This is a genomic window from Vibrio sp. GJ43-1 (assembly GCF_055808835.1).
This window is the reverse complement of sequence record NZ_CM147885.1, coordinates 1,062,792-1,083,363: the sequence shown is the minus strand read 5'-3', so window position 1 is coordinate 1,083,363 and position 20,572 is coordinate 1,062,792. Positions and strand designations below refer to the sequence as shown.

Below are 20,572 nucleotides of genomic sequence, written 5' to 3'. Positions count from 1 at the left end.
AATTAACGCTAAAAGTCCCAAGCGTTACGAATCTGCTTGAAGCACCTGTTAGCCCACATCACTTAACGCGTAACTTGAGCTAAAAGCCAGTTAATACACTATGAACTAGGCTCCTACCTGATTCACTAAACAACCAAACGAACCCAGCAATATTAAGAACGATTGTAACCCAAAGGATGAATTTGAAAGGTTGCTTTCTCGATTTATGTCGTAGCTGAAATTGAGCTAATAATGCTCCTGGCCAACCCCCGGCCAAGGATAGGGTATATAGCGTATTTTCTGGCGTTCGCCAGCTGCCATTCTGTGCCGCCTGTTTATCCCAAGCAAACATAAAGTATGTAAAAACACTCAATACTATATACAAAGGGATCAGAAGTGTTTCACCGTTGAATACGGTTATTGATACCGTTGCTGCACCCAAAAAGCCAAAACCAAATATCACTGTATAAGGAAAGCCATTGACACCTTGAACCACCGCATTTTCAGCAGTTAAACGCCCCTTTTTATCCGCAACGACGTTAAAGGTAACACTATCATGTAATTTAGGGCGATAACCTCGGTTTGTAATGGATGATATATGAAAAAACACCCTCAGCTTACCGCCTACAGACAAAATAAACCCATAACCTTTAGTATCATTCCATTCTACTATTTGACCTTTCATCATCGTCCTTCGTTAATTTTGACGCCTGTGGGCCAACGCCAAATTAAGTAGTGAGCAACGCTGCCACCTACCTAAACCATTGTGCCGTAAACACTAAAGCCGATTCAAACCGAAAGTGTCAAGCGTTGCGAATCAGCTTAAATTTCTTGTTAGCCGCTCATTCCCAAAGGTTATTGCTTACTCAACAAGAACTTACGCAAATCTCTCTCTGCACGCATAACAAACAGAATAAACACTTTGTCACCATCTTGTTTATAGAAAACACGACATGGATTAACGACAACTTCACGATAACTTAAATGTGCTAATTCGGGTGGAATACGACCAGACTCCGGGAAGGGTTGTAGGCGTTCGACTTTGGAGAAGATCGTACGTATTAACTGCTTTGCAGCTACGATATTTTCAAGAGCGATGTATTCAGCGATATCATTAAGGTCAGATAACGCTGGTTCAGTCCAGATTATTTCAGCCATTTTGACATCTTGTCCTTGGCTTCATCATGACTTACCACTTTACCGTCAGCTAGTGCACGCTCACCTCGTGCAATACCCTCAAGAATAGCTAATCGATTCTGCATAAATTCGTAGTCATCAACATCAACTAAATACGCAGATGGCTTACCATGCTCAGTAATTAACACTGGTTCTTTGGTGTCGCGGAGATCGGCGAGGATCTTAGTTGCTTGACGTTTAAGTGATGTAACTAGTTCTACTTTCATGAAAGCTGCTCCAAAGGAATACTAAAGTGATACTATTCTATCACTTTGAGTATCGCAAGCTCCATGACGGCTAACGCACGCTTAAGTTGTGAGTAACGCTCCACAGAACCTAACTTGGACACCGTAATCACATTAGCCAAAATTGACACCAAAAGTACTGAGCGTTACGAATCGACTTGAAGCGTTTGTTAGTTGTCCTTTCCCAACTCCAGTGCTAACATTTGTACACACGTCAATTTAGGAGTTAATCATGGACACTAGAATTCAATTTCGTGTTGATGACGAAATTAAACGCTTAGCTCAGCAAATGGCTGAGAGCCAAGGACGCACACTTAGCGATGCTTGTCGCGAACTTACTGAGCAAATGGCTGAACAACAACGCAAAGCATTATCTCACGACGCTTGGTTAACTGAACAAGTAGACCTAGCATTTGAGAAGTTTGACTCAGGAAAAGCTTCATTTGTTGACCATGACTCAGCAAAAGCACGAATGGCTGAAAGAAAAGCAAAGATTCGTAGCCGAGGGCAACAATGATTTTATGGGAAGAAGAATCGCTAAATGATCGTGAGAAGATCTTTGAGTTTCTTTATGACTTCAACCCTGATGCGGCAGACAAAACTGACGAAATCATTGAAGCTAAAGTAGAAAATTTACTTGAGCAACCACTTATGGGTGTTCAACGTGATGGTATTCGAGGACGATTGCTAATTATCCCAGAAATCTCAATGATCGTTTCCTACTGGGTTGATGGCTCAACAATTCGTGTAATGCGAGTTCTACACCAGAAGCAGAAATTTCCTACAGACTGATTGTAGTCGGTGGGCAAACTAACGCCCTGCTAAGTGGCGCTAACGATTAACTTACCAAGCACACTTAACTTCAAACCAAAACCGCCAAGCTTATGGCGTCCACTTGAGTAGTTTGTTAGTTGCCTACGCCCCTACTCTCTTATTTGCACCAAAGATGCTCATTGCTTGCCGCAAACTAAATTACTATCACCACGCCGTATTTGATAGCTGACAGAACTGACATCTTTCGATTAACGTGAGTTGGCGCGAAAAAGAAAACACCTAAGTCACTGAAAAACGGGTTGAGGGAGATGTTACTTTCGTTGCTCACGGACGGACACAAAAAACAGTTCCGCGAAACCTCGATTGTTAAAGCGAATGACTCTTTCGCGCTGCCACCGGAAAGAAAGTTAAGCAGTGGGGCTTGTCGCTGAATAGCTAAAGAGACAATGATTTGACCACTAAATTTCTAAGTGTAACTAACGCCCGCTTAAGGGGTGAGTGAACGTGTGCTATGTTTGAGCGAAGCGAGTTCGGCACGCGTTTACGAATCCCACTTGAAGCGTTTGTTATAACGTTGATAGTTGCCGCTCTATTTTAAACTTCTCTATCGAGCACTGGATAGTTTCCTTTGACTCAAATTCTGACTTACACGAATATCGAAGCCACTCCAAGATCATTTGATGCTTACCTTTAAACTCGACAAAAGACCTGATTTTTGCGTAACGTTGAAGAGCCTTTGAGTCAGTGTAAATTCGTGTAATTGCAAATGCTCTCTCATAAGCTAGGAAGTAATAGAAAGCATACATATATGGTAAAAAGGCTACCGACAGAAGCATGGGTACTAAGAAATCCCTGAATGTATCGACCGCAAAAAATGTCGATGGTTGCTGGTATATTGTTATAAGTGTATCAGCAAGTATTAACGTTCCTATAATTGCAAGTGAATAGTTACAAAACTTGCTCGCAGATATATATTCTGGCTTACCCTGAGCGTAGGCTGTACAACATGCGAGAATGGTGATAACGGATACCAACAATAACTCCACAGTAAAACTATAAGAATGAAACGCCACCAAAAACTCAACTAATACAATAATTTTAATTTGATCATTAAGTGACTGTTGCAGATATAAATTTGGATCTTTTATTTTATTTGTATTAAGTAGCTGCACAAAGCCGACGAAAATAAACCACAAAATCGTATTTTTTAACTGTCCAACGTTCCATATGTCAATGCTATGCAATGCGAAGATGATTATGGATAGGTATACGACCAAAGATACTAATGTAATGATTATCGCTTTTTGTAGAAAAGAACGTAGTACAAGCTTAAAGGCTGAAATGACTTCTTTGCTTTTGTAGCATGCCCATATAAAAAATAGAATTACCAAAGTAACTGAAGCTAGCTCTCGATTGTTAAAAACTTCCATACTTGCTCCATTGCTTGCCAAACGTTATAACGCCTGCTTAAGTGGTGAGTAACGCGCCACTAAACCTATTTTGACCACCGTAATCACACAACCTAAAGTTGACGCCAAAACCGCCGAGCGTTACGAATCCGCTTGAAGCATTTGTTATGTGTATCCTACTGAGCAATGTATATACCTGTTAAAAAAGCTATCATAGACAGCAACAAGAAGGCTTTAAGGGCGCTATTAGACCATATAGCATATTTTATCTTAGCTGATCTTTGATAATACCTTGTGCACCACGTGATTTTCCTACTAGGACTGTTTGATTCAATCCAAATAACTGAAAAAGCAAACAAATGCAGTCCAATGAATAACCAATGGTCGAATGAAAAGCTCGGAAACTCAGAAATAGCCAAACCAGAGCCGAATGCTAATCCACAAAGAACTATTGGCGCTGAAAGCTCATATACCAAACTATACACACCTGACTCCATCATATTGGAAACACATAACGCCTTGTTAATTGGTGAGAAAACGAAGACCACCAAACTTAATATAACTACCTTAACCACAAAAGCAGAGCATTACAAAAGTGCCGAGCGTTTTGGAATCCAGTTGAACAATTTGTTATGTACGTATTTAAAGCAGACTAATCAGCCCCGATACACCAGCGCCTACAACACTAGCTACTGTGCTGTTACTTAAAAGCTCTTTAACTAGTTTTTTAGCCTCGGTATCTCCTGATTGCGAAATCTTTTCTACAAGCTCAGTAATATTTATATTTGTTACTTGAGAGTTATGGTTACCTACTTGAACTGTACCGCTAGTAATTGAACCAATATTAATTTGTGGCAAAGCTGCATCTTCCTGAGCTGATTTCATAATTCGATTATTACCTAATATAATCATATTGTTCTTACTAACAGTAATACCTAAGGATTTCATGTCTGTTGCACCGTCCATGTTCGATATCAATTTTTTCGATACGAGGAGCTTAAAGTGAGCTTCAAACTTGGAATTGGTCGTTCCGTTTTCATCCTCGATTTGGATACCAAAAGTTTTTAGTGCATCAAAATATTCCATCAGTGTTGGAATAGCATCGTCAGCTAAAGGTAGCATGAGTTGTTCGATATAGTTTTGGTCTATTTTCATTAATTACCTCGTAGTACATAACGCCCGCTTAAGTTGTGAGTTACGCACCACTGAAGCCGAATTTTAAACCGTAATCACCCAAACCAAAATTAACACCAAAACCGCCAAGCGTTACGAATCAACTTGAAGCGATTGTTAGGTGCGTACTATCAGTTAAACACTGGTCTAAAGAAACTACGTTCTACACTTAAAACACAGCGTGTATCGTCTGCAAACTTAAATGCTTTAATACACTCACTATCAGCTAGTGACTTATTACGGTACGCCTCGTAGTCCGCTAGACTTGGAAAAGTAAATAGCGCTAGAGCTACGTTATTTGCACCCTCTGAAGGTAGAAAATACCCGTTATGCTGCCCACCTAATCGGGTAACCAACGGTATCCACATTTTTGCATACTCTTCAAACTCAGATACTTTGAAAGGGTCGATAATATACCGAACGTAACATGTAACCATTGTGTTCAATTCCTTTTGATTGATGAGCACCTAACGCCGCGTTAAGTGGTGAGCAACGCTAACCACCCTACCTAAACCATTGTGACATAAACACTTAAATTGAAGTAAGCCGAAAACGCCATGCGTTGGGAATCCGTCTTAAACGCTTTGTATGGATAATAACTCATGAAATCGGGTAACGTGAGACCCTAGCTTTAGCCGCAACTAAAGCTCTTTATACAGTAGATCGTTTAAACGCTGGCTCCTCCATTGAGAGACCGATAACAAACATGATCGCTGTCTAAAGCTCCAAGCACTAACCTCGAATACTCGACTGGGACTTGAGCCCGTATTACGCAAGCATGAGTTAGCTTATTATGAATCCTACTGCACTTCAAAACATAAATATCGGCGTTGATGTTGGTAAGTCACAATTAGACATTCACATCCGCCCATTAGACCTATTTTTTACTGTCGAAAACAATGATAAAGGAATAAAAGAGGCAATTAAAACTATTGCGAAGCACCAGCCAAAACGCATCGTTGTTGAAGCAACAGGTCGTCTTGAAATGCCATTTATCATGGCATGCTCTGAGGCGAATCTTCCTTTTGTTATAGCCAATCCTTTACACATAAAACGCTTTGCTGGTGCCATTGGCAGGCGCGCTAAAAATGACAGACTGGACTCAGAGCTAATCGCTCATTATGCCGAAGCTATACAACCAAAACTAACGGAGCTAAAAGCAGAAAACATCCGACTTATGAGTGACTTAGTCATCAGAAGAAACCAACTTCTCTCAATGCAAACGATGGAAAAAAATCGTATCCAAATCCTACCTAAAGAGATGCATTCCACCATCAAACCTATCTTAACCGCAATGAAAAACCAGATTGATAAGATAGAAAAGAAGCTCATTAAATTAATCGATACTTGCCCTGAATACCATGCCAAGAACACCCTACTTCAAAGTGTTCCAGGAATAGGACATATCGCAGCAGCCTCTATTATTAGTAACGTTCCAGAGCTTGGTTATATCACGAACAAACAAGCCGCTGCTCTAGTCGGTGTCGCACCAATCACCAAGGAAAGTGGCCGCCATAAAGGCAAAAGAGTTATTCAAGGTGGTCGCGCTCAAGTACGCACTGTATTGTACATGGCAATGATGTCCGCTATGCAATGTAACCCTGTTTTTAAAGCAACATATAAACGTTTATTGGATGCAGGAAAGCCCAAGAAAGTCGCTATCATTGCTTGTGTTAGGAAGATGGTTGTAACTCTAAATTCGATGTTAAGAGATGGAACGATGTGGGATGAAAACAGCGCCAAAATTTAGTTATTGACGCCATACTCGTTTGTTAAATTACAATATTTTGAAGAAGTAAACTGTGCCTTCTAGCTCACCTGTAGAGCTTCGTGCAAACTGAGGAATTTGACCTGCTTCAGTATAGCCAATAGTTCGATATAACGAAGAAGCGACATCACCTAAACGTGTATCGAGTACAAGCAATGACAACCCTATTTCAGTTGCTACATCTTCCATCAGTGACATTAGCTTTTTACTAATACCTTTTCCTCGCGCATCCGTATGAACCATTAATTTTTCAACTTCACCTCGATGCGAACCATTAGGCTTAGAACATAGCGAGAGTTGAACAGCACCAATTACACTTTCACCGTCATACGCAACAAACACCCTTCTCGTACCCGACTCAAGATCTGATTCAACGGACGACCAATATGATTTCACTTCGTTTTCATCAACAGGAGTTAAGAAACCGACAGACGCTCCGCTATTGATGCAATCGGCTAACAGTAGATTTAATTGGTCAACTAGACCTGAGATCGAATTTACTTCCTTGATTTCCACAAAACTATCCTTGTAATTTAACGCCTGCTTAAGTGGTGAGTAACGTACCACTCAAGCTAAGTTTTACGCCGTAATCACTCAAGCCTAAATTAACGCTAAAAGTACCAAGCGTTACGAATCTGCTTGAAGCACTTGTTAGGCCCTGGCCTAAAGCTTCCACGGTGGGTTTAACCGATTTTCGCCAGCCCAATACAGTTTGATTTTATTGCCGGACGGGTCAGTTAATGCAGCTTCTTTCCAAAGATAACTTTGCATTGTTGGCTCATGAGTGAATTCGATACCTTCAGACTTAAGATGCATAACGAGTTCATCCAGTTTTTCATGCTCGAAGTAAACTACACCGCGACAATCTAAGCCTTGTTTTTCCATGTCTAGATAGACTGACAAAGTTGCATCACCATCAGGAAAGGAAAACCGAGCATAATACTCGTCACCAACAATTTGATTCAAGCCAAGCTTTGTATAAAACTTGACCGCCAATTCCATATCATGAACCGCCAAGGTTACTTGATTTAAATTCATACACTTTCCTTGTTGTACGTTTGCGCCTAACGCCCGGTTAAGTGGTGAGTAACGCACCACCGAACCAAATTTATACACCGTAATCACAAAACCCTAAATTAACGCCCAAAGTGCCCAGCGTTACGAATCCACTTGAACCGTTTGTTATGTGAATTCTATTTGCGCCCCATGATTCTAAGTATTCTCAAGAACAGGTTAATAATATCCATGTATAGCGCTGCTGCGCTATCTACTGCATTGTCTAATGTTTTGGGAATTTGATTTGCTCGTCCCCAGTCATAACCAATATAACCACAGAAAAGGATAACAACAGCCCAGTCTATCCATTCTTGGTGGATTCCAAGTACAAATATTTGAAAGAGCTCGACCACAAGTACAACTACTAACGCAATAGTTAATACACCAGCGATTCTTTGGAAAAATGCAGGGAAAATTGTTCCCAGTAGCATCATCATTCCAGTCACTAGACCTGTAACCTTAATCGCACTTAAAACCAAGGATGGGTCATAGCGTGATACAACTAAGTTGATGATTAATCCAAAAGGAATAACTACAAAGTTGTAGCCGACAAAACTAACCAATGGGTTCGAAGATTTACTGAATAAGTAGACTCCAAAGAAGCAACTCGCAAAATAGCCGATGAAAAAGACCCAAGGGTTAATAGCTGCAATTGACTCAACCGGGATATTCCCAACCATTAACCAGTTAATCCAAAAGCCCCAACACAACACCGCTCCAATCGTAAAATTATACAGCCGAGAGCTTACTTCTTGCTCTCCGTTGTTAGTGCGTTCAAAAACATTCGATTCCATCATCCTTCGTACTCCTTTCCCTATTCACATAACGCCCTGCTAAGTGGCGCTAACGATTAACTTGCCACGCACACGTAACTTCAAACCAAACCCGCCAAGCTTATGGCGTCCACTTAATCAGTTTGTTATAACGATGCATCCTCGTGTGCTTGTGGCTTCGCTATCCTCTTTACTGAGCCTTTCTATGTTTGACGAAGGTGACAACCAAAGCCACCAACGCCAGTAGCTGAAAAAACCAAAATAAAGGAATGAACCCAAATGGCTCTACTAAAAAACCGTTCTCATCTACGGATGAACCGATGATGTTATAAGCAATTAAACACAAGATACCGCTGATACAAAAAAGGACGCTTATTTTATACTTACGGAGAAAATTCATCGCAGCCTCAATATTTGAACATAAAAAATGTTAGACAATTGGGAAGAGTATATAACTCCCCTCAATAAGTGTAATTGGACAGACAAGTTATAACGCCCTGCTAAGTGGCGCTTACGACCGACTTTCCAAGTGCACTTAACTTCAAACCAAAACCGCCAAGCTTATGGCGTCCACTTGAGTAGTTTGTTAGGTGCGTTGCCTATTCTTCCGCAACCGTTACCCACTGGCTTCGCCATTCTTGCGCTTCCATTGGGTCTGGCCAAAACTCTTTTTGCTTACTGATTAGTCCGTCTTCAACGGTATGGAAAGTGATAGCACGCGCTTTTTGGACGCTATCTGTAATTGAAACATCAGTCACAACTGTTGCACCATCGCAAACCACCGAGTGTACTTCAAACTCCCAAATACCGTTTGCAGGGTAAAAAGAGTTGATAGAAGTAAAGTTACATCTGCCAGTGATGAGTTCACCTGATTGAGGCCAGAAACCTTCAAAATTGGGGCTTAGCCATTCACTTGCTTTGGCAAAATCATTAGTTTTCATTGCATCCCAAAAAGCTAGGACAACTTCCTTTGAATTCATTATTTCCTCTGAGCACCTAACGCCCTGCTAAGTGGCGCTAACGATTAACTTACCAAGCACACTTAACTTCAAACCAAAACCGCCAAGCTTATGGCGTCCATTTGAGTAGTTTGTTAGTTGCCTACGCCCCTACTCTCTTATTTGCACCAAAGATGCTCATTGCTTGCCGCAAACTAAATTACTATCACCACGCAGTACTTGATAGCTGACAGAACTGACATCTTTCGATTAATGCGAGTTGGTGCGAAAAAGAAAACACCAAAGTCACCGAAAAACGGGCTGAGGAAAATGTTACTTTCGTTGCTCACGGACGGACACAAAAAGCAGTTCCGCGAAACCTCGAGGGCTAAAGCGAATGACGCTTTCACGCTGCCACCGGAAAGAAAGTTAAGCAGTGGGGCTTGGCGCTGCATAGCTAAAGGGGCAAGGATTTGACCACTAAATTTCTAAGTGCAACTAACGCCGCATTAAGGTGTGAGCAACGCTACTACGAAACTTAACCAGACCGCCATAAACACAAAACCCAACGATGGAATGGAAAATGCCATGCGTTGGGAATCACTCTTAAATGCTTTGTATGGATAATAACTCATGAAATCGGGTAACGTGAGACCCTAGCTTTAGCCGCAACTAAAGCTCTTTATACAGTAGATCGTTTAAACGCTGGCTCCTCCATTGAGAGACCGATAACAAACATGATCGCTGTCTAAAGCTCCAAGCACTAACCTCGAATACTCGACTGGGACTTGAGCCCGTATTACGCAAGCATGAGTTAGCTTATTATGAATCCTACTGCACTTCAAAACATAAATATCGGCGTTGATGTTGGTAAGTCACAATTAGACATTCACATCCGCCCATTAGACCTATTTTTTACTGTCGAAAACAATGATAAAGGAATAAAACAGGCAATTAAAACTATTGCGAAGCACCAGCCAAAACGCATCGTTGTTGAAGCAACAGGTCGCCTTGAAATGCCATTTATCATGGCATGCTCTGAGGCGAATCTTCCTTTCGTTATAGCTAATCCTTTACACATAAAACGCTTTGCTGGTGCGATTGGCAGGCGCGCTAAAAATGACAGACTAGACTCAGAGCTAATCGCTCATTATGCCGAAGCTATACAACCAAAACTAACCGAGCTAAAAGCCGAAAACATCCGGCTTATGAGTGACTTAGTCATCAGAAGAAACCAACTTCTCTCAATGCAAACGATGGAAAAAAATCGTATCCAAATCCTACCTAAAGAGATGCATTCCACCATCAAACCTATCTTAACTGCAATGAAGAACCAGATTGATAAGATAGAAAAGAAACTCATTAAATTAATCGATACTTGCCCTGAATATCACGCCAAGAACACCCTACTTCAAAGTGTTCCAGGAATAGGAAATATCGCAGCAGCCTCTATTATTAGTAACGTTCCAGAGCTTGGTTATATCACGAATAAACAAGCTGCTGCTCTAGTCGGTGTCGCACCAATCACCAAGGAAAGTGGCCGCCATAGAGGCAAAAGAGTTATTCAAGGTGGTCGTGCTCAAGTACGCACTGTATTGTACATGGCAATGATGTCCGCTATGCAATGTAACCCTGTTTTTAAAGCAACATATAAACGTTTATTGGATGCAGGAAAGCCCAAGAAAGTCGCTATCATTGCTTGTGTTAGGAAGATGGTTGTAACTCTAAATTCAATGCTGAGAGATGGAACGATGTGGGATGAAAACAGCGCCAAAATTTAGTTATTGACGCCATACTCGTTTGTTATATCTCTATCGTTTTCGTTTGAGTAAAAGGTACATAGAAGAAAATACACCCGATATACCAATAACTAATGCGAGACTCTGACTAGTACCAAATTCATCCCAAAATATAGATAACCCTTTTGCACCAAATATGCCGTAGGATAAGCCAATTATGGTAATCATTAAGCTATATACGAATATCACCCTATCTTTCAAGCTAATAAATTGAAGTCGCTCTTCCAACCTCTCACTACCAATAAGGTTAATTCTATTTTCAGTCACCGGTTTATTAAGCTTAAGTTTAGACGACAAGTTATTCCATGCGCGAGCTAAGGCTGACTTGTATAATGTTCGGCTTATATCATCCCAAAAGTAAGCTGTGCCGAAGCTTTCCATCACATCCATATCGAATGGAACTTTACCCAAATAGTCAATTCCTCGAGATGACAAGTCATTTTCAGACCTTATTCCACGAGCTTTATTTGTCAGCCTGAAGATAGGAACATTAGCATCCTGCTCCAATTGCTTAACCAAGTTATCGGATGTTATTTTTGAAATATCATCCTCTTCTTCAATACACAACGTAATATCAGATAAAAAGTGTGTAGCAGAGATCAATTCATCATAGCCAGCACGGCTATCGAATATAATAAAGTCATATCCTTTATCAAGACGCTTTAGCATTGACGATATAATTTCTCTAGCTTCTTGCTTGTCATCCGGCATGATATCTTTAAAGTTAAGGACTTCATCTACTCTGGTAACTGATGGAATAACATCAAAAGAACGATAACGTTCATTCGAAAATTTGGTTTTCCCAGAAACCTCTACATCACCTTTATCAATGAAATATTCAGCTACCGACATTTTGTCTTCTTGAGTTAACTGAATTGTCTCTTTTCTATGAAAATATAACAGTGACGTTAAACCTCGAACAAAAACATCAAGATCAACAACTAAGACAGAGTAACCTTCATTCCCAAGGATATCAGCCAACACTGCTGTAAGGAGCGTTTTTCCTGTACCACCTTTACCACTAACTACGTTAATGACTTTTGCACTACTCATGCGCTAGCACTCCCTTTTCTATATATAAAGACACCAAAAAAACCAGCTTGAAGAAAAAGACCAATGATAATTGCTGATGGAACAATCGCCATGAGTTTGCTGTACTCAATGCTCATTGAGCCGTATTCAACTATATAGATCGGTAGTGCGACCACTGCATAGAGGAGAGCACCAAGCGAGATTTTACCCAACATGGTATTTAGATAAGTTTTTGTGGCATTTTGGTCACTAAAATAGGTAAATATCATAAAAAATATGAGATGCCCGCTCACGCCACATACCACTGTTAAACCGAACAGAACTGGACTTTCTAAGAGGTAACTTATCCCCTTTTGAATCAGTTCATCCGGCACTTCAATATTCAATTTAGGCACCTGTCATAGAAAAAAATCAATTTTATCATGGAATTGTAAGTATGCAACTTGAGATATAACGCCTGCTTAAGTGGTGAGTGACGCACCACCAAACTTAAATTGACCACCGTAAACACATAAGTCGACAGTTACACCAAAATTGCCAAGCGTTACGAATCCACTTGAAGCATTTGTTATATGCCTTACGACTTACTACATTGAAACCGCTTCTATCTTGTTACCATCAAGGTCTCGGACAAAAGCAGCGTAGTAGCTTTCTCCATACTCTGGGCGTAAACCTGGCTTCCCCTCGCATATTGCACCTAACTTAACAGCTATTGCGTAAAAGTTATCAACTGCCTCTTGATTGCAAGCATTAAAGGCTATGTGAGTTCCATTACCATTTGACGCATAACCTTCCGACGGTAGACCAACCCAAAACTCGAAGTTAGTGCCGTAAGCTGCCGCGACACCTTCAATTAGGTGCGTTCGATTAATAGATAGAGTTTCAAACACAGCGTCGTAGAAATTCACTGCTGATTCGATATTTTTAACTCCAACGGAGACATGATTTAAAATCATTGAAATTCCTTTTATTCATCAAAACTCAAGAGGCATATAACGCCTTGCTAAGTTGCAGCTAACGAACACAACACCCGAGCAAAGCCACGTAATCACTGAACTCAACCAAACCAAAATCGCCGAGCGTTAGCTGTCGACTTGAGCAATTTGTTATACGTTGACCCGATATTTGAGATCCTGCGCCTCATCCCCTGTCATGCCACGAAAACCCCAACAATGTGCTGGTTGCTCTTTGATTGTGATTTCAATGTCCACTGGCGAAATACCTAGCTCAGTTTCAATTCGATTGAAAAGTTCTTTAATTAATGCTTTCTTAGTATCCGGTTTCCTACCTTCCATCATGTTAATCTCGATTACTGTATATGAGTCACTTCTATCGGCAGGAAAATAGAAGTCTTCTTTATCGAGCGGAACAATTCGATGAGCACGCTTACTAGCTGGAAGCGTCAATATATCAGTCATACAAGACTGAATAACATCAGATAACTTTGCCTTAATTGGATTTAGTCTATCTCTAATTCCGTAGATGATTATCATCGTTTCTCCTTAAACGTATAACGCCCTGTTAAGGGGTGAGCAACGCAATACCTAAGCAACCGCATACCACCTTAAACACTAAACACAACGCATAGTAAAAATCCCACGCGTTGCGAATCACTCTTGAACAGTTTGTTATATGCGCACTTGCGGGTTAGGGTTGGTTTTTGAAATGAATGCTGCTCCTAAGAGCATTGGTCTGTACTCAAAATGAAATCCATCTAGCCCAGTATTTCCATAGCCATAAAGCTCTGCCGCATACAAACCATTAGTAATATCTCTAAACAATGACGCATCAAAAAATTGCCCACTTTCTAGTAACAACCAACAGTGAACTTTCTGCGATGCATCTGAAACACCAGTATTCAACTGATCTTTCAGCGTACCTAAATCGCATCCCATGTGTGGCTGACCATTAACAAGTACATCGCCAAAAACCAATTCCGATTTATACCCTTGTTGGGCAAATGCTTCTTTTAGATGTGAATGCACATACAAACAAGCCCCTCCCATATGGTCGTAATTTAACTTAGGTTGTACGCTATCAATGATTTGAAACAACGCTTCCATGTCTTGACGAGTAAGTGCTCTATAATCAGGAATTGACGGAGACAAGCCTAATAGCTCAGATTCACCTAGAGCCAACTCAAGACTCATAACATGATGTTCATGTTTCTCTCTAATATTTTTAAACATATCACTCTCTAAATTTAAACGACTAGCATATAACGCCCTGCTAAGTGGCGCTAACGATTAACTTACCAAGCACACTTAACTTCAAACCAAAACCGCCAAGCTTATGGCGTCCACTTGAGTAGTTTGTTAGTTGCCTACACCCCTATTCTCTTATTTGCACCAAGGTGCTAACTGCTTGCTGTAAACCAAATTACTATCACCACGCCGTATTTGATAGCTGACAGAACTGACATCTTTCGATTAACGTGAGTTGGCGCGAAAAAGAAACCACCTAAGTCACTGAAAAACGGGTTGAGGAAGATGTTACTTTCGTTGCTCACGGACGGACAAAAAAAGCAGTTCCGCGAAACCTCGAGGGCGAATGCGAATGACGCTTTCACGCTGCCACCGGAAAGAAAGTTAAGCAGTGGGGCTTGTCACTGCATAGCTAAAGGGACAATGATTTGACCACTAAATTTCTAAGTGCAACTAACGCCTGCTTAAGTGGTGAGTAACGTACCACTCAAGCTAAGTTTTACGCCGTAATCACTCAAGCCTAAATTAACGCTAAAAGTACCAAGCGTTACGAATCTGCTTGAAGCACTTGTTAGGCCCTGGCCTAAAGCTTCCACGGTGGGTTTAACCGATTTTCGCCAGCCCAATACAGTTTGATTTTATTGCCGGACGGGTCAGTTAATGCAGCTTCTTTCCAAAGATAACTTTGCATTGTTGGCTCATGAGTGAATTCGATACCTTCAGACTTAAGATGCATAACGAGTTCATCCAGTTTTTCATGCTCGAAGTAAACTACACCGCGACAATCTAAGCCTTGTTTTTCCATGTCTAGATAGACTGAGAAAGTTGCATCACCATCAGGAAAGGAAAACCGAGCATAATACTCGTCACCAACAATTTGATTCAAGCCAAGCTTTGTATAAAACTTGACCGCCAATTCCATATCATGAACCGCCAAGGTTACTTGATTTAAATTCATACACTTTCCTTGTTGTACGTTTGCGCCTAACGCCCGCTTAAGTTGTGAGTGACGCTCCACTGAACTTAACTTGGACTCCGTAATCACATAAGCCCAAATTGACGCCAAAAGTGCCGAGCGTTACGAATCAACTTGAAGCGTTTGTTATGCGATTTTTGCCACTCACTCATATAAGTACATTTCATCGGGTATTGCGGACAAAAATTCGGTTAACTCCCATTCAAAACCAGCTTTATCGAAAAAGTAAGCGCGCTTTCGATATGTTTCTTCAGGAGCAAAAATACCTCGACAATAGCCCTGTTCGATAAGGTTAGCCTCTATGCTTTCGAGGTTTTCCACGACTAAACCAATATGATTTACGCCACAATTTTTATACGTCTTTTGAACGCTGTTTGGAGTTATTGAGTCTAGGTGGGGTTCTTGAAGCGCAAAATAACTTTGCTCGTTGCCAACATGAGCCCAACGATGTCTATCCGGAGATTTTACATCTTTTCTCACTTGAAAGTCCGGTGCAACTATAGAGAGAAACGCGAATGCTTCGTCAATATCTGGAACTGTAATATTTAAATGCTCTATTTTGGTCATATTAAATTATCCTTTTATCAATGACATGAGTATCAATCGAAGCATCTTAATCTCTGAACTTAACTAGAGGTCAAGCTGAGATTTGTTCAATCGCATAACGCCTGCAATAAGGTGTGCCCCGCTGGATCAGCAAAACGCACCAAACTCCATACCAAAACCGCCAAGTGTAACGCATCACCTTGATTGCATTGTTATGCGGATCAAATTAACGCTGCCGCATAAATGCCACAGCTAGACCTGATGATACAAATGTAAGACCTGCACCAATATTAAGACCTGCCACTAATCGTGGTTTGTTCCTAAACCAATTTGATAACTGGGAAGAAAACACACCCATCAAACTAAAGCCTATCGCTGTCAGTAAAGCGAACCATGTACCATAGCCAATCATCTGAGTTGTCACCGACCCCAAACTTGGATTAACAAACTGAGGAACAAACGCTAAAACAAACATACCTGGTTTTGGGTTTAATGCCGCGGACAAAAAGCCCGTCCCAAAAACAGTACTTAGCGATTGTTTCTTCGCGGGTTCTAATGTGAATAAATTCTTTGATTTCAGAACTTTTATACCAAGCCACATTAGATATGCTACACCAACAAGCTTTACAGCATAGAACGCAATTGATGATGTCTGTATCAATAAAGTCAGCCCAAAAGTTGCAGTCATTACATGAAAAAGAATACCTACACCAGATGATGAACCAGACACTATTGCTGCTAATTTGCCTTGGCTTAAACCGCGCCCAATCGCTAATAAATTATCAGGGCCAGGTGATATCACTAGTAACAAACAAGCTAGCGTGTAAGTTACAAATACTTCTAACGGAAACATTTACGATCCTTGTATGAAAGTTTACGATTAATAATTATTACTACTTTAGGCGAGAAAACAACGCTACTAAACATCATGCAGCGTACAATCCGCTCTACATATTAGATATTGACCTTATATGTAAGATCTCTCACTTCATCACCAGTCATACCCCTGAAACCCCAGCAATGAGCAGGCTGCTCTTTAATGACAATTTCAATATCTACTGGAGTAATGCCCATCTCATTTTCAATTGCAATAAATAACGCTTTGATGAGAGACTTCTTCGTTTCTTCTGTACGCCCCGACATCATATTAATTTCAAGTACAGTATAAGCATCACTCCTCCCCCTGGATAATAGAAATCCTCTTTGTTCATCGGTATAAAACGGTGTGCTCTTTTGTCCTCAGGCATTCCTAACTCTGTACGCATACACAGATGAATTACATCTGATAATTTTGCTTTTATTGGGTCTAAACGCTCTTTTATTCCAAATATTACGATCATAGGCACTCCTTTTAATACGCATAACGCCCGCTTAAGTTGTGAGTTACGCACCACTTAAGCCAAATTTTAAACCGTAATCACCCAAACCAAAATTAACACCAAAACCGCCAAGCGTTACGAATCAACTTGAAGCGCTTGTTATGCTAATTTGGTTGATTGTCCGTACGTGCCTTTCTTCCCAAGTAACCACCGTGATGCCTTAATCCATATTCTTCTTTTGTGAACCCGTTCACTTCCATTGCAGCGATCGCTATTGCATCACTCATTGCTAACATTACAGCGATTGTAGTGGTCGGAGTGAGATCCAATGGACAAGCTTCCTTATGAACTCCCATGTCCAACACATATTCACAATGCTTTCTCAACTCTGAGTCTGGGTGAGAGGTTACACCAACTATATGCGTTACACCCAAATGCCTAGCTAGCTCCAATATTTCAATAACTTCTCGTGATTTACCACTAGTAGAAAACGCTATTAATATATCGTTGGGACTAATAATCCCCAAATCTCCATGTGCAGCTTCAGCAGGATGAAGAAACACCGAAGGAGAACCAGTAGAACTTAACGTGACTGAAAACTTGTGAGCAATATGACCAGCCTTTCCTATACCTGTTGTAACTACCTTACTAGAGCAGTCTGCGACTAGTTTTACTACTTCTTCGAAGGAGTCATTAACATGTACAGATTGGATAGCTTTTGCTTCTTCACTCAAAACAAATTTAACGCGATCTATGATTTTCATTAAATCTCCTTTTGCATAACGCCTGCTTAAGTGGTGAGTAACGTACCACTCAAGCTAAGTTTTACGCCGTAATCACTCAAGCCTAAATTAACGCTAAAAGTACCAAGCGTTACGAATCTGCTTGAAGCACTTGTTAGGCCCTGGCCTAAAGCTTCCACGGTGGGTTTAACCGATTTTCGCCAGCCCAATACAGTTTGATTTTATTGCCGGACGGGTCAGTTAATGCAGCTTCTTTCCAAAGATAACTTTGCATTGTTGGCTCATGAGTGAATTCGATACCTTCAGACTTAAGATGCATAACGAGTTCATCCAGTTTTTCATGCTCGAAGTAAACTACACCGCGACAATCTAAGCCTTGTTTTTCCATGTCTAGATAGACTGAGAAAGTTGCATCACCATCAGGAAAGGAAAACCGAGCATAATACTCGTCACCAACAATTTGATTCAAGCCAAGCTTTGTATAAAACTTGACCGCCAATTCCATATCATGAACCGCCAAGGTTACTTGATTTAAATTCATACACTTTCCTTGTTGTACGTTTGCGCCTAACGCCTGCAATAAGGTGTGCCCCACTGAACCAACAGAGCACACTGAACTCCATACCAAAACCGCCGAGTGTAACGCATCACCTTGATTGCTTTGTTATGTGATAGCTGTCACGGGTGCATATTGTTTAATAGACCACAAAAATAACCAATAACATTTGGAGATATACGGCGCATCTCAAAACGATCAAGTAAATTTTGTTCAAACATTTGTGTACGTCTTTCTTCTGACGCTAAGTCAAACTCAATCTCTACAGCTAAATACTCAAGTGCATAACAATCTAACAACTCGGGGTTTTCCAATCTTAGGGACTTCAATACGTCGGTGTGTGTTACATTTCGCTTTATGATCGAATCAAGTAAACGAGGTGATGCAACCTTTAAGTAGCATACCAATGCCATCATTGATTGATAATATTTCACCATCTGATCATTCCTGACATTTTCAATGATAGCGAAGTATGTAAGCATTCTCTCAATATCTCTGAATGATGGCTGATTATACTTTATCAACTCAGACAATGTTCCAAATGCTTCCTTATTAAGAATTGGTTCATTTGCAGCCATTTTATTGAGACAATCTTGAGCAAAAATCTCACCAAAATCATTGTAATTTTGGGAGTCTACTCTTGGAAGCGCCAACCACACGTTTATGAATTTCTGTAAATATGTTGAAGAATCTATGCCAATGCCATATCGTGATTTAACGGATTCTTCAAGTTGTGAGCGGTTCATTACAAGTAAAAAAGTTATGCCCGGCACTGAAAACAAATGCTTGATTTTTTCTAATAGCTCTAAAGCAAAATCGGGTCTACAGCGATCTAGTTCATCGATAACGAAAACGATTCGGTTACCTTTAGTATGATTTATGGCAATATCAGAGATGAAACTTTTAAAATTAGATAATGCTAGCTTATCAGCTTTTGAACTCTCAAATTTAGAAGCGATAACTGAATCAACTTGATCTGCTAGTAGCGTTGATAATTCCTTTTCTACCTTATCAATATCGGAGCCGTCAATTAACCCTGCTGTACCAACTTTGATACCAGTTTTAATTAAACCACGGCTGAAAGCTTTGAAAACTTTAGTAGCTTTTTCTTTAAACTCTGTTCTTTTTATTTCAGTACTATCTTCTAGTAACTCGTAAATCTCAGAAGCTAGAGCTAAAAACGGGTCCTTTTGATAATCGTTTTCAAATGCATCAAAATAAATAGCTTCAAATGAATTTTCGCTCTGGTTTTGGTTCTCCCCACACCACATTTTAATAAATGTACTTTTTCCTTCACCCCATTGAGAATCTAATGCTAAGACCAAATTTTCATTGGAATTAATAATTAGATTTGACAACCTCTCACCAAATTCTTTACGTGAGAAGATATCAACTTCAGGCGAAAAACCTTCGTCCATTGTTAAATTTAAATCAGGAATCGTAAGTCTCAAAATTTTCTCCTATCACATAACGCCCGCTTAAGCTGCAACCAACGCAATGCGGAGCCAAAGCAAAGCACCTTAATCACTAAACTTGCTTAAACCAAAAATGCCACGCGTTGGTTGTCGGCTTGAAGCGTTTGTTAGCTGCTATTTTGGTTGCTTGGGAAAGACCTTGACGCCCTCTGGGAGCTCATACCAGCCTAACTTTTCGCTGACCCACACGTGCGCCTTTGGCTCAAAGATACTTTCATCTTTGAGGTTAATAGGTTTGAGTTTTAACTTTACTGTTGACAGTTCGTCAGGGTTAAAGTGATAAACTCTGTTTCCACAGCTAGAGCAGAAACGGGCTTGGTTTCTATTTCCACTTTCTGCGATTCTTTCCCAGCTGCTGAGCTTTCCTTCGAACTCAATTTTCGAAGAATCTATCACTGCTGTTACACTAAACGGGCTCGTTGATAGTTTTTGGCACTCTGTACAGTGACATGCAAAAACCGCTAGTGGTGCATCATACAATTTATAGTGAACCTCACCACATTGGCACGATCCTTCCAATGGATATTCCATATGCTTACTCCTCCTGAGTTGGCTATAGCAGCTAACGCCCGGTTAAGTGGTGAGTGACGCACCACCGAACTAAAATTAAACACCGTAATCACACAAGCCA

At 40.6% G+C, this 20,572-nt stretch carries 27 protein-coding genes and 1 pseudogene; 4 read left to right on the top strand and 24 right to left on the bottom strand.

Going from position 1 to position 20,572, the window contains the following annotated elements; all coding sequences use genetic code 11:
* Positions 1-79: 79 nt before the first annotated feature.
* The 3 genes from AC0L66_RS22235 to AC0L66_RS22225 form a co-directional block, all read right to left on the bottom strand.
* On the bottom strand, positions 80-664 hold the full coding sequence (locus tag AC0L66_RS22235) for a DUF1294 domain-containing protein (RefSeq protein WP_265677894.1): 585 nt from the start codon (positions 662-664) through the stop codon (positions 80-82).
* A 170-nt stretch (positions 665-834) separates the two neighbouring features.
* On the bottom strand, positions 835-1,137 hold the full coding sequence (locus AC0L66_RS22230) for a type II toxin-antitoxin system RelE/ParE family toxin (RefSeq protein ID WP_265677859.1): 303 nt from the start codon (positions 1,135-1,137) through the stop codon (positions 835-837).
* The gene (locus AC0L66_RS22225; protein WP_473569436.1) at positions 1,125-1,382 is read right to left on the bottom strand and encodes a type II toxin-antitoxin system Phd/YefM family antitoxin; all 258 of its coding nucleotides are present in this window, start codon (positions 1,380-1,382) and stop codon (positions 1,125-1,127) included. Before AC0L66_RS22225 ends, AC0L66_RS22230 begins: the two co-directional genes overlap by 13 nt.
* A 250-nt stretch (positions 1,383-1,632) precedes the next feature.
* Between AC0L66_RS22225 and AC0L66_RS22220 the strand changes: the two genes are divergently transcribed.
* Positions 1,633-1,917 carry a type II toxin-antitoxin system RelB/DinJ family antitoxin gene (locus AC0L66_RS22220; RefSeq protein ID WP_265677849.1) on the top strand — a complete coding sequence of 95 codons (285 nt, stop codon included), beginning with the start codon at positions 1,633-1,635 and terminating at the stop codon, positions 1,915-1,917.
* Entirely contained in the window at positions 1,914-2,192 is a 279-nt protein-coding gene (locus AC0L66_RS22215; RefSeq protein WP_265677843.1) for a type II toxin-antitoxin system RelE/ParE family toxin, read from the top strand. The genes AC0L66_RS22220 and AC0L66_RS22215 overlap by 4 nt, the downstream gene beginning before the upstream one ends.
* A 548-nt stretch (positions 2,193-2,740) precedes the next feature.
* Here AC0L66_RS22215 and AC0L66_RS22210 read toward each other — a convergent pair.
* From AC0L66_RS22210 to AC0L66_RS22200, 3 genes are all read right to left on the bottom strand, one after another.
* Positions 2,741-3,604, bottom strand: a complete 864-nt coding sequence (locus AC0L66_RS22210; protein ID WP_473569433.1) for a hypothetical protein — start codon at positions 3,602-3,604, stop codon at positions 2,741-2,743.
* Between the two features lie 621 nt (positions 3,605-4,225).
* The gene (locus AC0L66_RS22205) at positions 4,226-4,738 is read right to left on the bottom strand and encodes a hypothetical protein (RefSeq protein ID WP_473569431.1); all 513 of its coding nucleotides are present in this window, start codon (positions 4,736-4,738) and stop codon (positions 4,226-4,228) included.
* A 149-nt stretch (positions 4,739-4,887) separates the two neighbouring features.
* Entirely contained in the window at positions 4,888-5,193 is a 306-nt protein-coding gene (locus AC0L66_RS22200; RefSeq protein ID WP_428750263.1) for an NIPSNAP family protein, read from the bottom strand.
* Positions 5,194-5,549: 356 nt separating this feature from the next.
* Between AC0L66_RS22200 and AC0L66_RS22195 the strand changes: the two genes are divergently transcribed.
* Positions 5,550-6,506, top strand: coding sequence for an IS110 family RNA-guided transposase (locus AC0L66_RS22195; protein ID WP_473569429.1), 957 nt, complete (start codon positions 5,550-5,552; stop codon positions 6,504-6,506).
* A 27-nt stretch (positions 6,507-6,533) separates the two neighbouring features.
* Here the strand turns inward: AC0L66_RS22195 and AC0L66_RS22190 are convergent, their stop codons facing one another.
* From AC0L66_RS22190 to AC0L66_RS22170, 5 genes are all read right to left on the bottom strand, one after another.
* Positions 6,534-7,040 carry a GNAT family N-acetyltransferase gene (locus AC0L66_RS22190; protein WP_194664182.1) on the bottom strand — a complete coding sequence of 169 codons (507 nt, stop codon included), beginning with the start codon at positions 7,038-7,040 and terminating at the stop codon, positions 6,534-6,536.
* Between the two features lie 147 nt (positions 7,041-7,187).
* Positions 7,188-7,562: a VOC family protein gene (locus tag AC0L66_RS22185; protein ID WP_473569427.1), complete on the bottom strand. Its 375-nt coding sequence runs from the start codon at positions 7,560-7,562 to the stop codon at positions 7,188-7,190.
* A gap of 155 nt (positions 7,563-7,717) precedes the next feature.
* On the bottom strand, positions 7,718-8,377 hold the full coding sequence (locus AC0L66_RS22180; RefSeq protein ID WP_265678106.1) for a Bax inhibitor-1 family protein: 660 nt from the start codon (positions 8,375-8,377) through the stop codon (positions 7,718-7,720).
* 166 nt (positions 8,378-8,543) lie between these two features.
* Positions 8,544-8,753, bottom strand: coding sequence for a DUF3955 domain-containing protein (locus AC0L66_RS22175; RefSeq protein WP_473569425.1), 210 nt, complete (start codon positions 8,751-8,753; stop codon positions 8,544-8,546).
* Positions 8,754-8,952: 199 nt separating this feature from the next.
* Positions 8,953-9,333: a nuclear transport factor 2 family protein gene (locus AC0L66_RS22170; RefSeq protein ID WP_473569424.1), complete on the bottom strand. Its 381-nt coding sequence runs from the start codon at positions 9,331-9,333 to the stop codon at positions 8,953-8,955.
* Between the two features lie 782 nt (positions 9,334-10,115).
* Between AC0L66_RS22170 and AC0L66_RS22165 the strand changes: the two genes are divergently transcribed.
* Positions 10,116-11,072 (top strand): IS110 family RNA-guided transposase, encoded by a 957-nt coding sequence (locus tag AC0L66_RS22165; protein ID WP_473569422.1) that lies wholly within the window; start codon positions 10,116-10,118, stop codon positions 11,070-11,072.
* A gap of 30 nt (positions 11,073-11,102) precedes the next feature.
* Here AC0L66_RS22165 and AC0L66_RS22160 read toward each other — a convergent pair whose 3' ends face one another.
* The 13 genes and pseudogenes from AC0L66_RS22160 to AC0L66_RS22100 all read right to left on the bottom strand — a co-directional run bounded on the left by AC0L66_RS22160 (position 11,103) and on the right by AC0L66_RS22100 (position 20,472).
* Positions 11,103-12,143: an AAA family ATPase gene (locus AC0L66_RS22160; protein ID WP_473569420.1), complete on the bottom strand. Its 1,041-nt coding sequence runs from the start codon at positions 12,141-12,143 to the stop codon at positions 11,103-11,105.
* The gene (locus tag AC0L66_RS22155; protein WP_473569418.1) at positions 12,140-12,517 is read right to left on the bottom strand and encodes a hypothetical protein; all 378 of its coding nucleotides are present in this window, start codon (positions 12,515-12,517) and stop codon (positions 12,140-12,142) included. The genes AC0L66_RS22160 and AC0L66_RS22155 overlap by 4 nt, the downstream gene beginning before the upstream one ends.
* Positions 12,518-12,709: 192 nt before the next feature.
* The gene (locus tag AC0L66_RS22150; RefSeq protein WP_428750243.1) at positions 12,710-13,078 is read right to left on the bottom strand and encodes a VOC family protein; all 369 of its coding nucleotides are present in this window, start codon (positions 13,076-13,078) and stop codon (positions 12,710-12,712) included.
* A 150-nt stretch (positions 13,079-13,228) separates the two neighbouring features.
* Positions 13,229-13,615: a tautomerase family protein gene (locus AC0L66_RS22145; protein WP_112417450.1), complete on the bottom strand. Its 387-nt coding sequence runs from the start codon at positions 13,613-13,615 to the stop codon at positions 13,229-13,231.
* A gap of 135 nt (positions 13,616-13,750) precedes the next feature.
* Positions 13,751-14,311, bottom strand: coding sequence for a hypothetical protein (locus tag AC0L66_RS22140; protein ID WP_473569416.1), 561 nt, complete (start codon positions 14,309-14,311; stop codon positions 13,751-13,753).
* A gap of 598 nt (positions 14,312-14,909) precedes the next feature.
* A complete protein-coding gene (locus AC0L66_RS22135; protein WP_473569412.1) occupies positions 14,910-15,284 on the bottom strand; it encodes a VOC family protein in 375 nt (124 codons plus the stop codon).
* Positions 15,285-15,446: 162 nt separating this feature from the next.
* Entirely contained in the window at positions 15,447-15,869 is a 423-nt protein-coding gene (locus AC0L66_RS22130; protein WP_265678131.1) for a VOC family protein, read from the bottom strand.
* A gap of 205 nt (positions 15,870-16,074) precedes the next feature.
* Positions 16,075-16,701 carry a LysE family translocator gene (locus AC0L66_RS22125; protein WP_473569414.1) on the bottom strand — a complete coding sequence of 209 codons (627 nt, stop codon included), beginning with the start codon at positions 16,699-16,701 and terminating at the stop codon, positions 16,075-16,077.
* Positions 16,702-16,802: 101 nt separating this feature from the next.
* A pseudogene (locus AC0L66_RS22120) lies at positions 16,803-17,188 on the bottom strand (tautomerase family protein).
* A 143-nt stretch (positions 17,189-17,331) separates the two neighbouring features.
* Positions 17,332-17,931 carry a KpsF/GutQ family sugar-phosphate isomerase gene (locus tag AC0L66_RS22115; RefSeq protein ID WP_428750215.1) on the bottom strand — a complete coding sequence of 200 codons (600 nt, stop codon included), beginning with the start codon at positions 17,929-17,931 and terminating at the stop codon, positions 17,332-17,334.
* A gap of 145 nt (positions 17,932-18,076) precedes the next feature.
* Positions 18,077-18,451, bottom strand: a complete 375-nt coding sequence (locus AC0L66_RS22110) for a VOC family protein (RefSeq protein WP_473569412.1) — start codon at positions 18,449-18,451, stop codon at positions 18,077-18,079.
* A 137-nt stretch (positions 18,452-18,588) separates the two neighbouring features.
* Positions 18,589-19,917: a KAP family P-loop NTPase fold protein gene (locus tag AC0L66_RS22105; RefSeq protein ID WP_473569410.1), complete on the bottom strand. Its 1,329-nt coding sequence runs from the start codon at positions 19,915-19,917 to the stop codon at positions 18,589-18,591.
* A gap of 138 nt (positions 19,918-20,055) precedes the next feature.
* Positions 20,056-20,472 (bottom strand): GFA family protein, encoded by a 417-nt coding sequence (locus AC0L66_RS22100; RefSeq protein ID WP_265677835.1) that lies wholly within the window; start codon positions 20,470-20,472, stop codon positions 20,056-20,058.
* Between the last annotated feature and the right edge of the window lie 100 nt (positions 20,473-20,572).

Bases quoted from the DNA above. Each gene is read 5' to 3' on its own strand.
- AC0L66_RS22200 (WP_428750263.1), bottom strand. From the start codon at position 5,193: ATGGTTACATGTTACGTTCGGTATATTATCGACCCTTTCAAAGTATCT.
- AC0L66_RS22145 (WP_112417450.1), bottom strand. From the start codon at position 13,615: ATGATAATCATCTACGGAATTAGAGATAGACTAAATCCAATTAAGGCA.
- AC0L66_RS22140 (WP_473569416.1), bottom strand. From the start codon at position 14,311: ATGTTTAAAAATATTAGAGAGAAACATGAACATCATGTTATGAGTCTT.
- AC0L66_RS22150 (WP_428750243.1), bottom strand. From the start codon at position 13,078: ATGATTTTAAATCATGTCTCCGTTGGAGTTAAAAATATCGAATCAGCA.
- AC0L66_RS22230 (WP_265677859.1), bottom strand. From the start codon at position 1,137: ATGGCTGAAATAATCTGGACTGAACCAGCGTTATCTGACCTTAATGAT.
- AC0L66_RS22110 (WP_473569412.1), bottom strand. From the start codon at position 18,451: ATGAATTTAAATCAAGTAACCTTGGCGGTTCATGATATGGAATTGGCG.
- AC0L66_RS22125 (WP_473569414.1), bottom strand. From the start codon at position 16,701: ATGTTTCCGTTAGAAGTATTTGTAACTTACACGCTAGCTTGTTTGTTA.
- AC0L66_RS22160 (WP_473569420.1), bottom strand. From the start codon at position 12,143: ATGAGTAGTGCAAAAGTCATTAACGTAGTTAGTGGTAAAGGTGGTACA.
- AC0L66_RS22195 (WP_473569429.1), top strand. From the start codon at position 5,550: ATGAATCCTACTGCACTTCAAAACATAAATATCGGCGTTGATGTTGGT.
- AC0L66_RS22100 (WP_265677835.1), bottom strand. From the start codon at position 20,472: ATGGAATATCCATTGGAAGGATCGTGCCAATGTGGTGAGGTTCACTAT.
- AC0L66_RS22215 (WP_265677843.1), top strand. From the start codon at position 1,914: ATGATTTTATGGGAAGAAGAATCGCTAAATGATCGTGAGAAGATCTTT.
- AC0L66_RS22115 (WP_428750215.1), bottom strand. From the start codon at position 17,931: ATGAAAATCATAGATCGCGTTAAATTTGTTTTGAGTGAAGAAGCAAAA.
- AC0L66_RS22180 (WP_265678106.1), bottom strand. From the start codon at position 8,377: ATGATGGAATCGAATGTTTTTGAACGCACTAACAACGGAGAGCAAGAA.
- AC0L66_RS22225 (WP_473569436.1), bottom strand. From the start codon at position 1,382: ATGAAAGTAGAACTAGTTACATCACTTAAACGTCAAGCAACTAAGATC.
- AC0L66_RS22210 (WP_473569433.1), bottom strand. From the start codon at position 3,604: ATGGAAGTTTTTAACAATCGAGAGCTAGCTTCAGTTACTTTGGTAATT.
- AC0L66_RS22170 (WP_473569424.1), bottom strand. From the start codon at position 9,333: ATGAATTCAAAGGAAGTTGTCCTAGCTTTTTGGGATGCAATGAAAACT.
- AC0L66_RS22220 (WP_265677849.1), top strand. From the start codon at position 1,633: ATGGACACTAGAATTCAATTTCGTGTTGATGACGAAATTAAACGCTTA.
- AC0L66_RS22205 (WP_473569431.1), bottom strand. From the start codon at position 4,738: ATGAAAATAGACCAAAACTATATCGAACAACTCATGCTACCTTTAGCT.
- AC0L66_RS22185 (WP_473569427.1), bottom strand. From the start codon at position 7,562: ATGAATTTAAATCAAGTAACCTTGGCGGTTCATGATATGGAATTGGCG.
- AC0L66_RS22175 (WP_473569425.1), bottom strand. From the start codon at position 8,753: ATGAATTTTCTCCGTAAGTATAAAATAAGCGTCCTTTTTTGTATCAGC.
- AC0L66_RS22130 (WP_265678131.1), bottom strand. From the start codon at position 15,869: ATGACCAAAATAGAGCATTTAAATATTACAGTTCCAGATATTGACGAA.
- AC0L66_RS22135 (WP_473569412.1), bottom strand. From the start codon at position 15,284: ATGAATTTAAATCAAGTAACCTTGGCGGTTCATGATATGGAATTGGCG.
- AC0L66_RS22165 (WP_473569422.1), top strand. From the start codon at position 10,116: ATGAATCCTACTGCACTTCAAAACATAAATATCGGCGTTGATGTTGGT.
- AC0L66_RS22235 (WP_265677894.1), bottom strand. From the start codon at position 664: ATGAAAGGTCAAATAGTAGAATGGAATGATACTAAAGGTTATGGGTTT.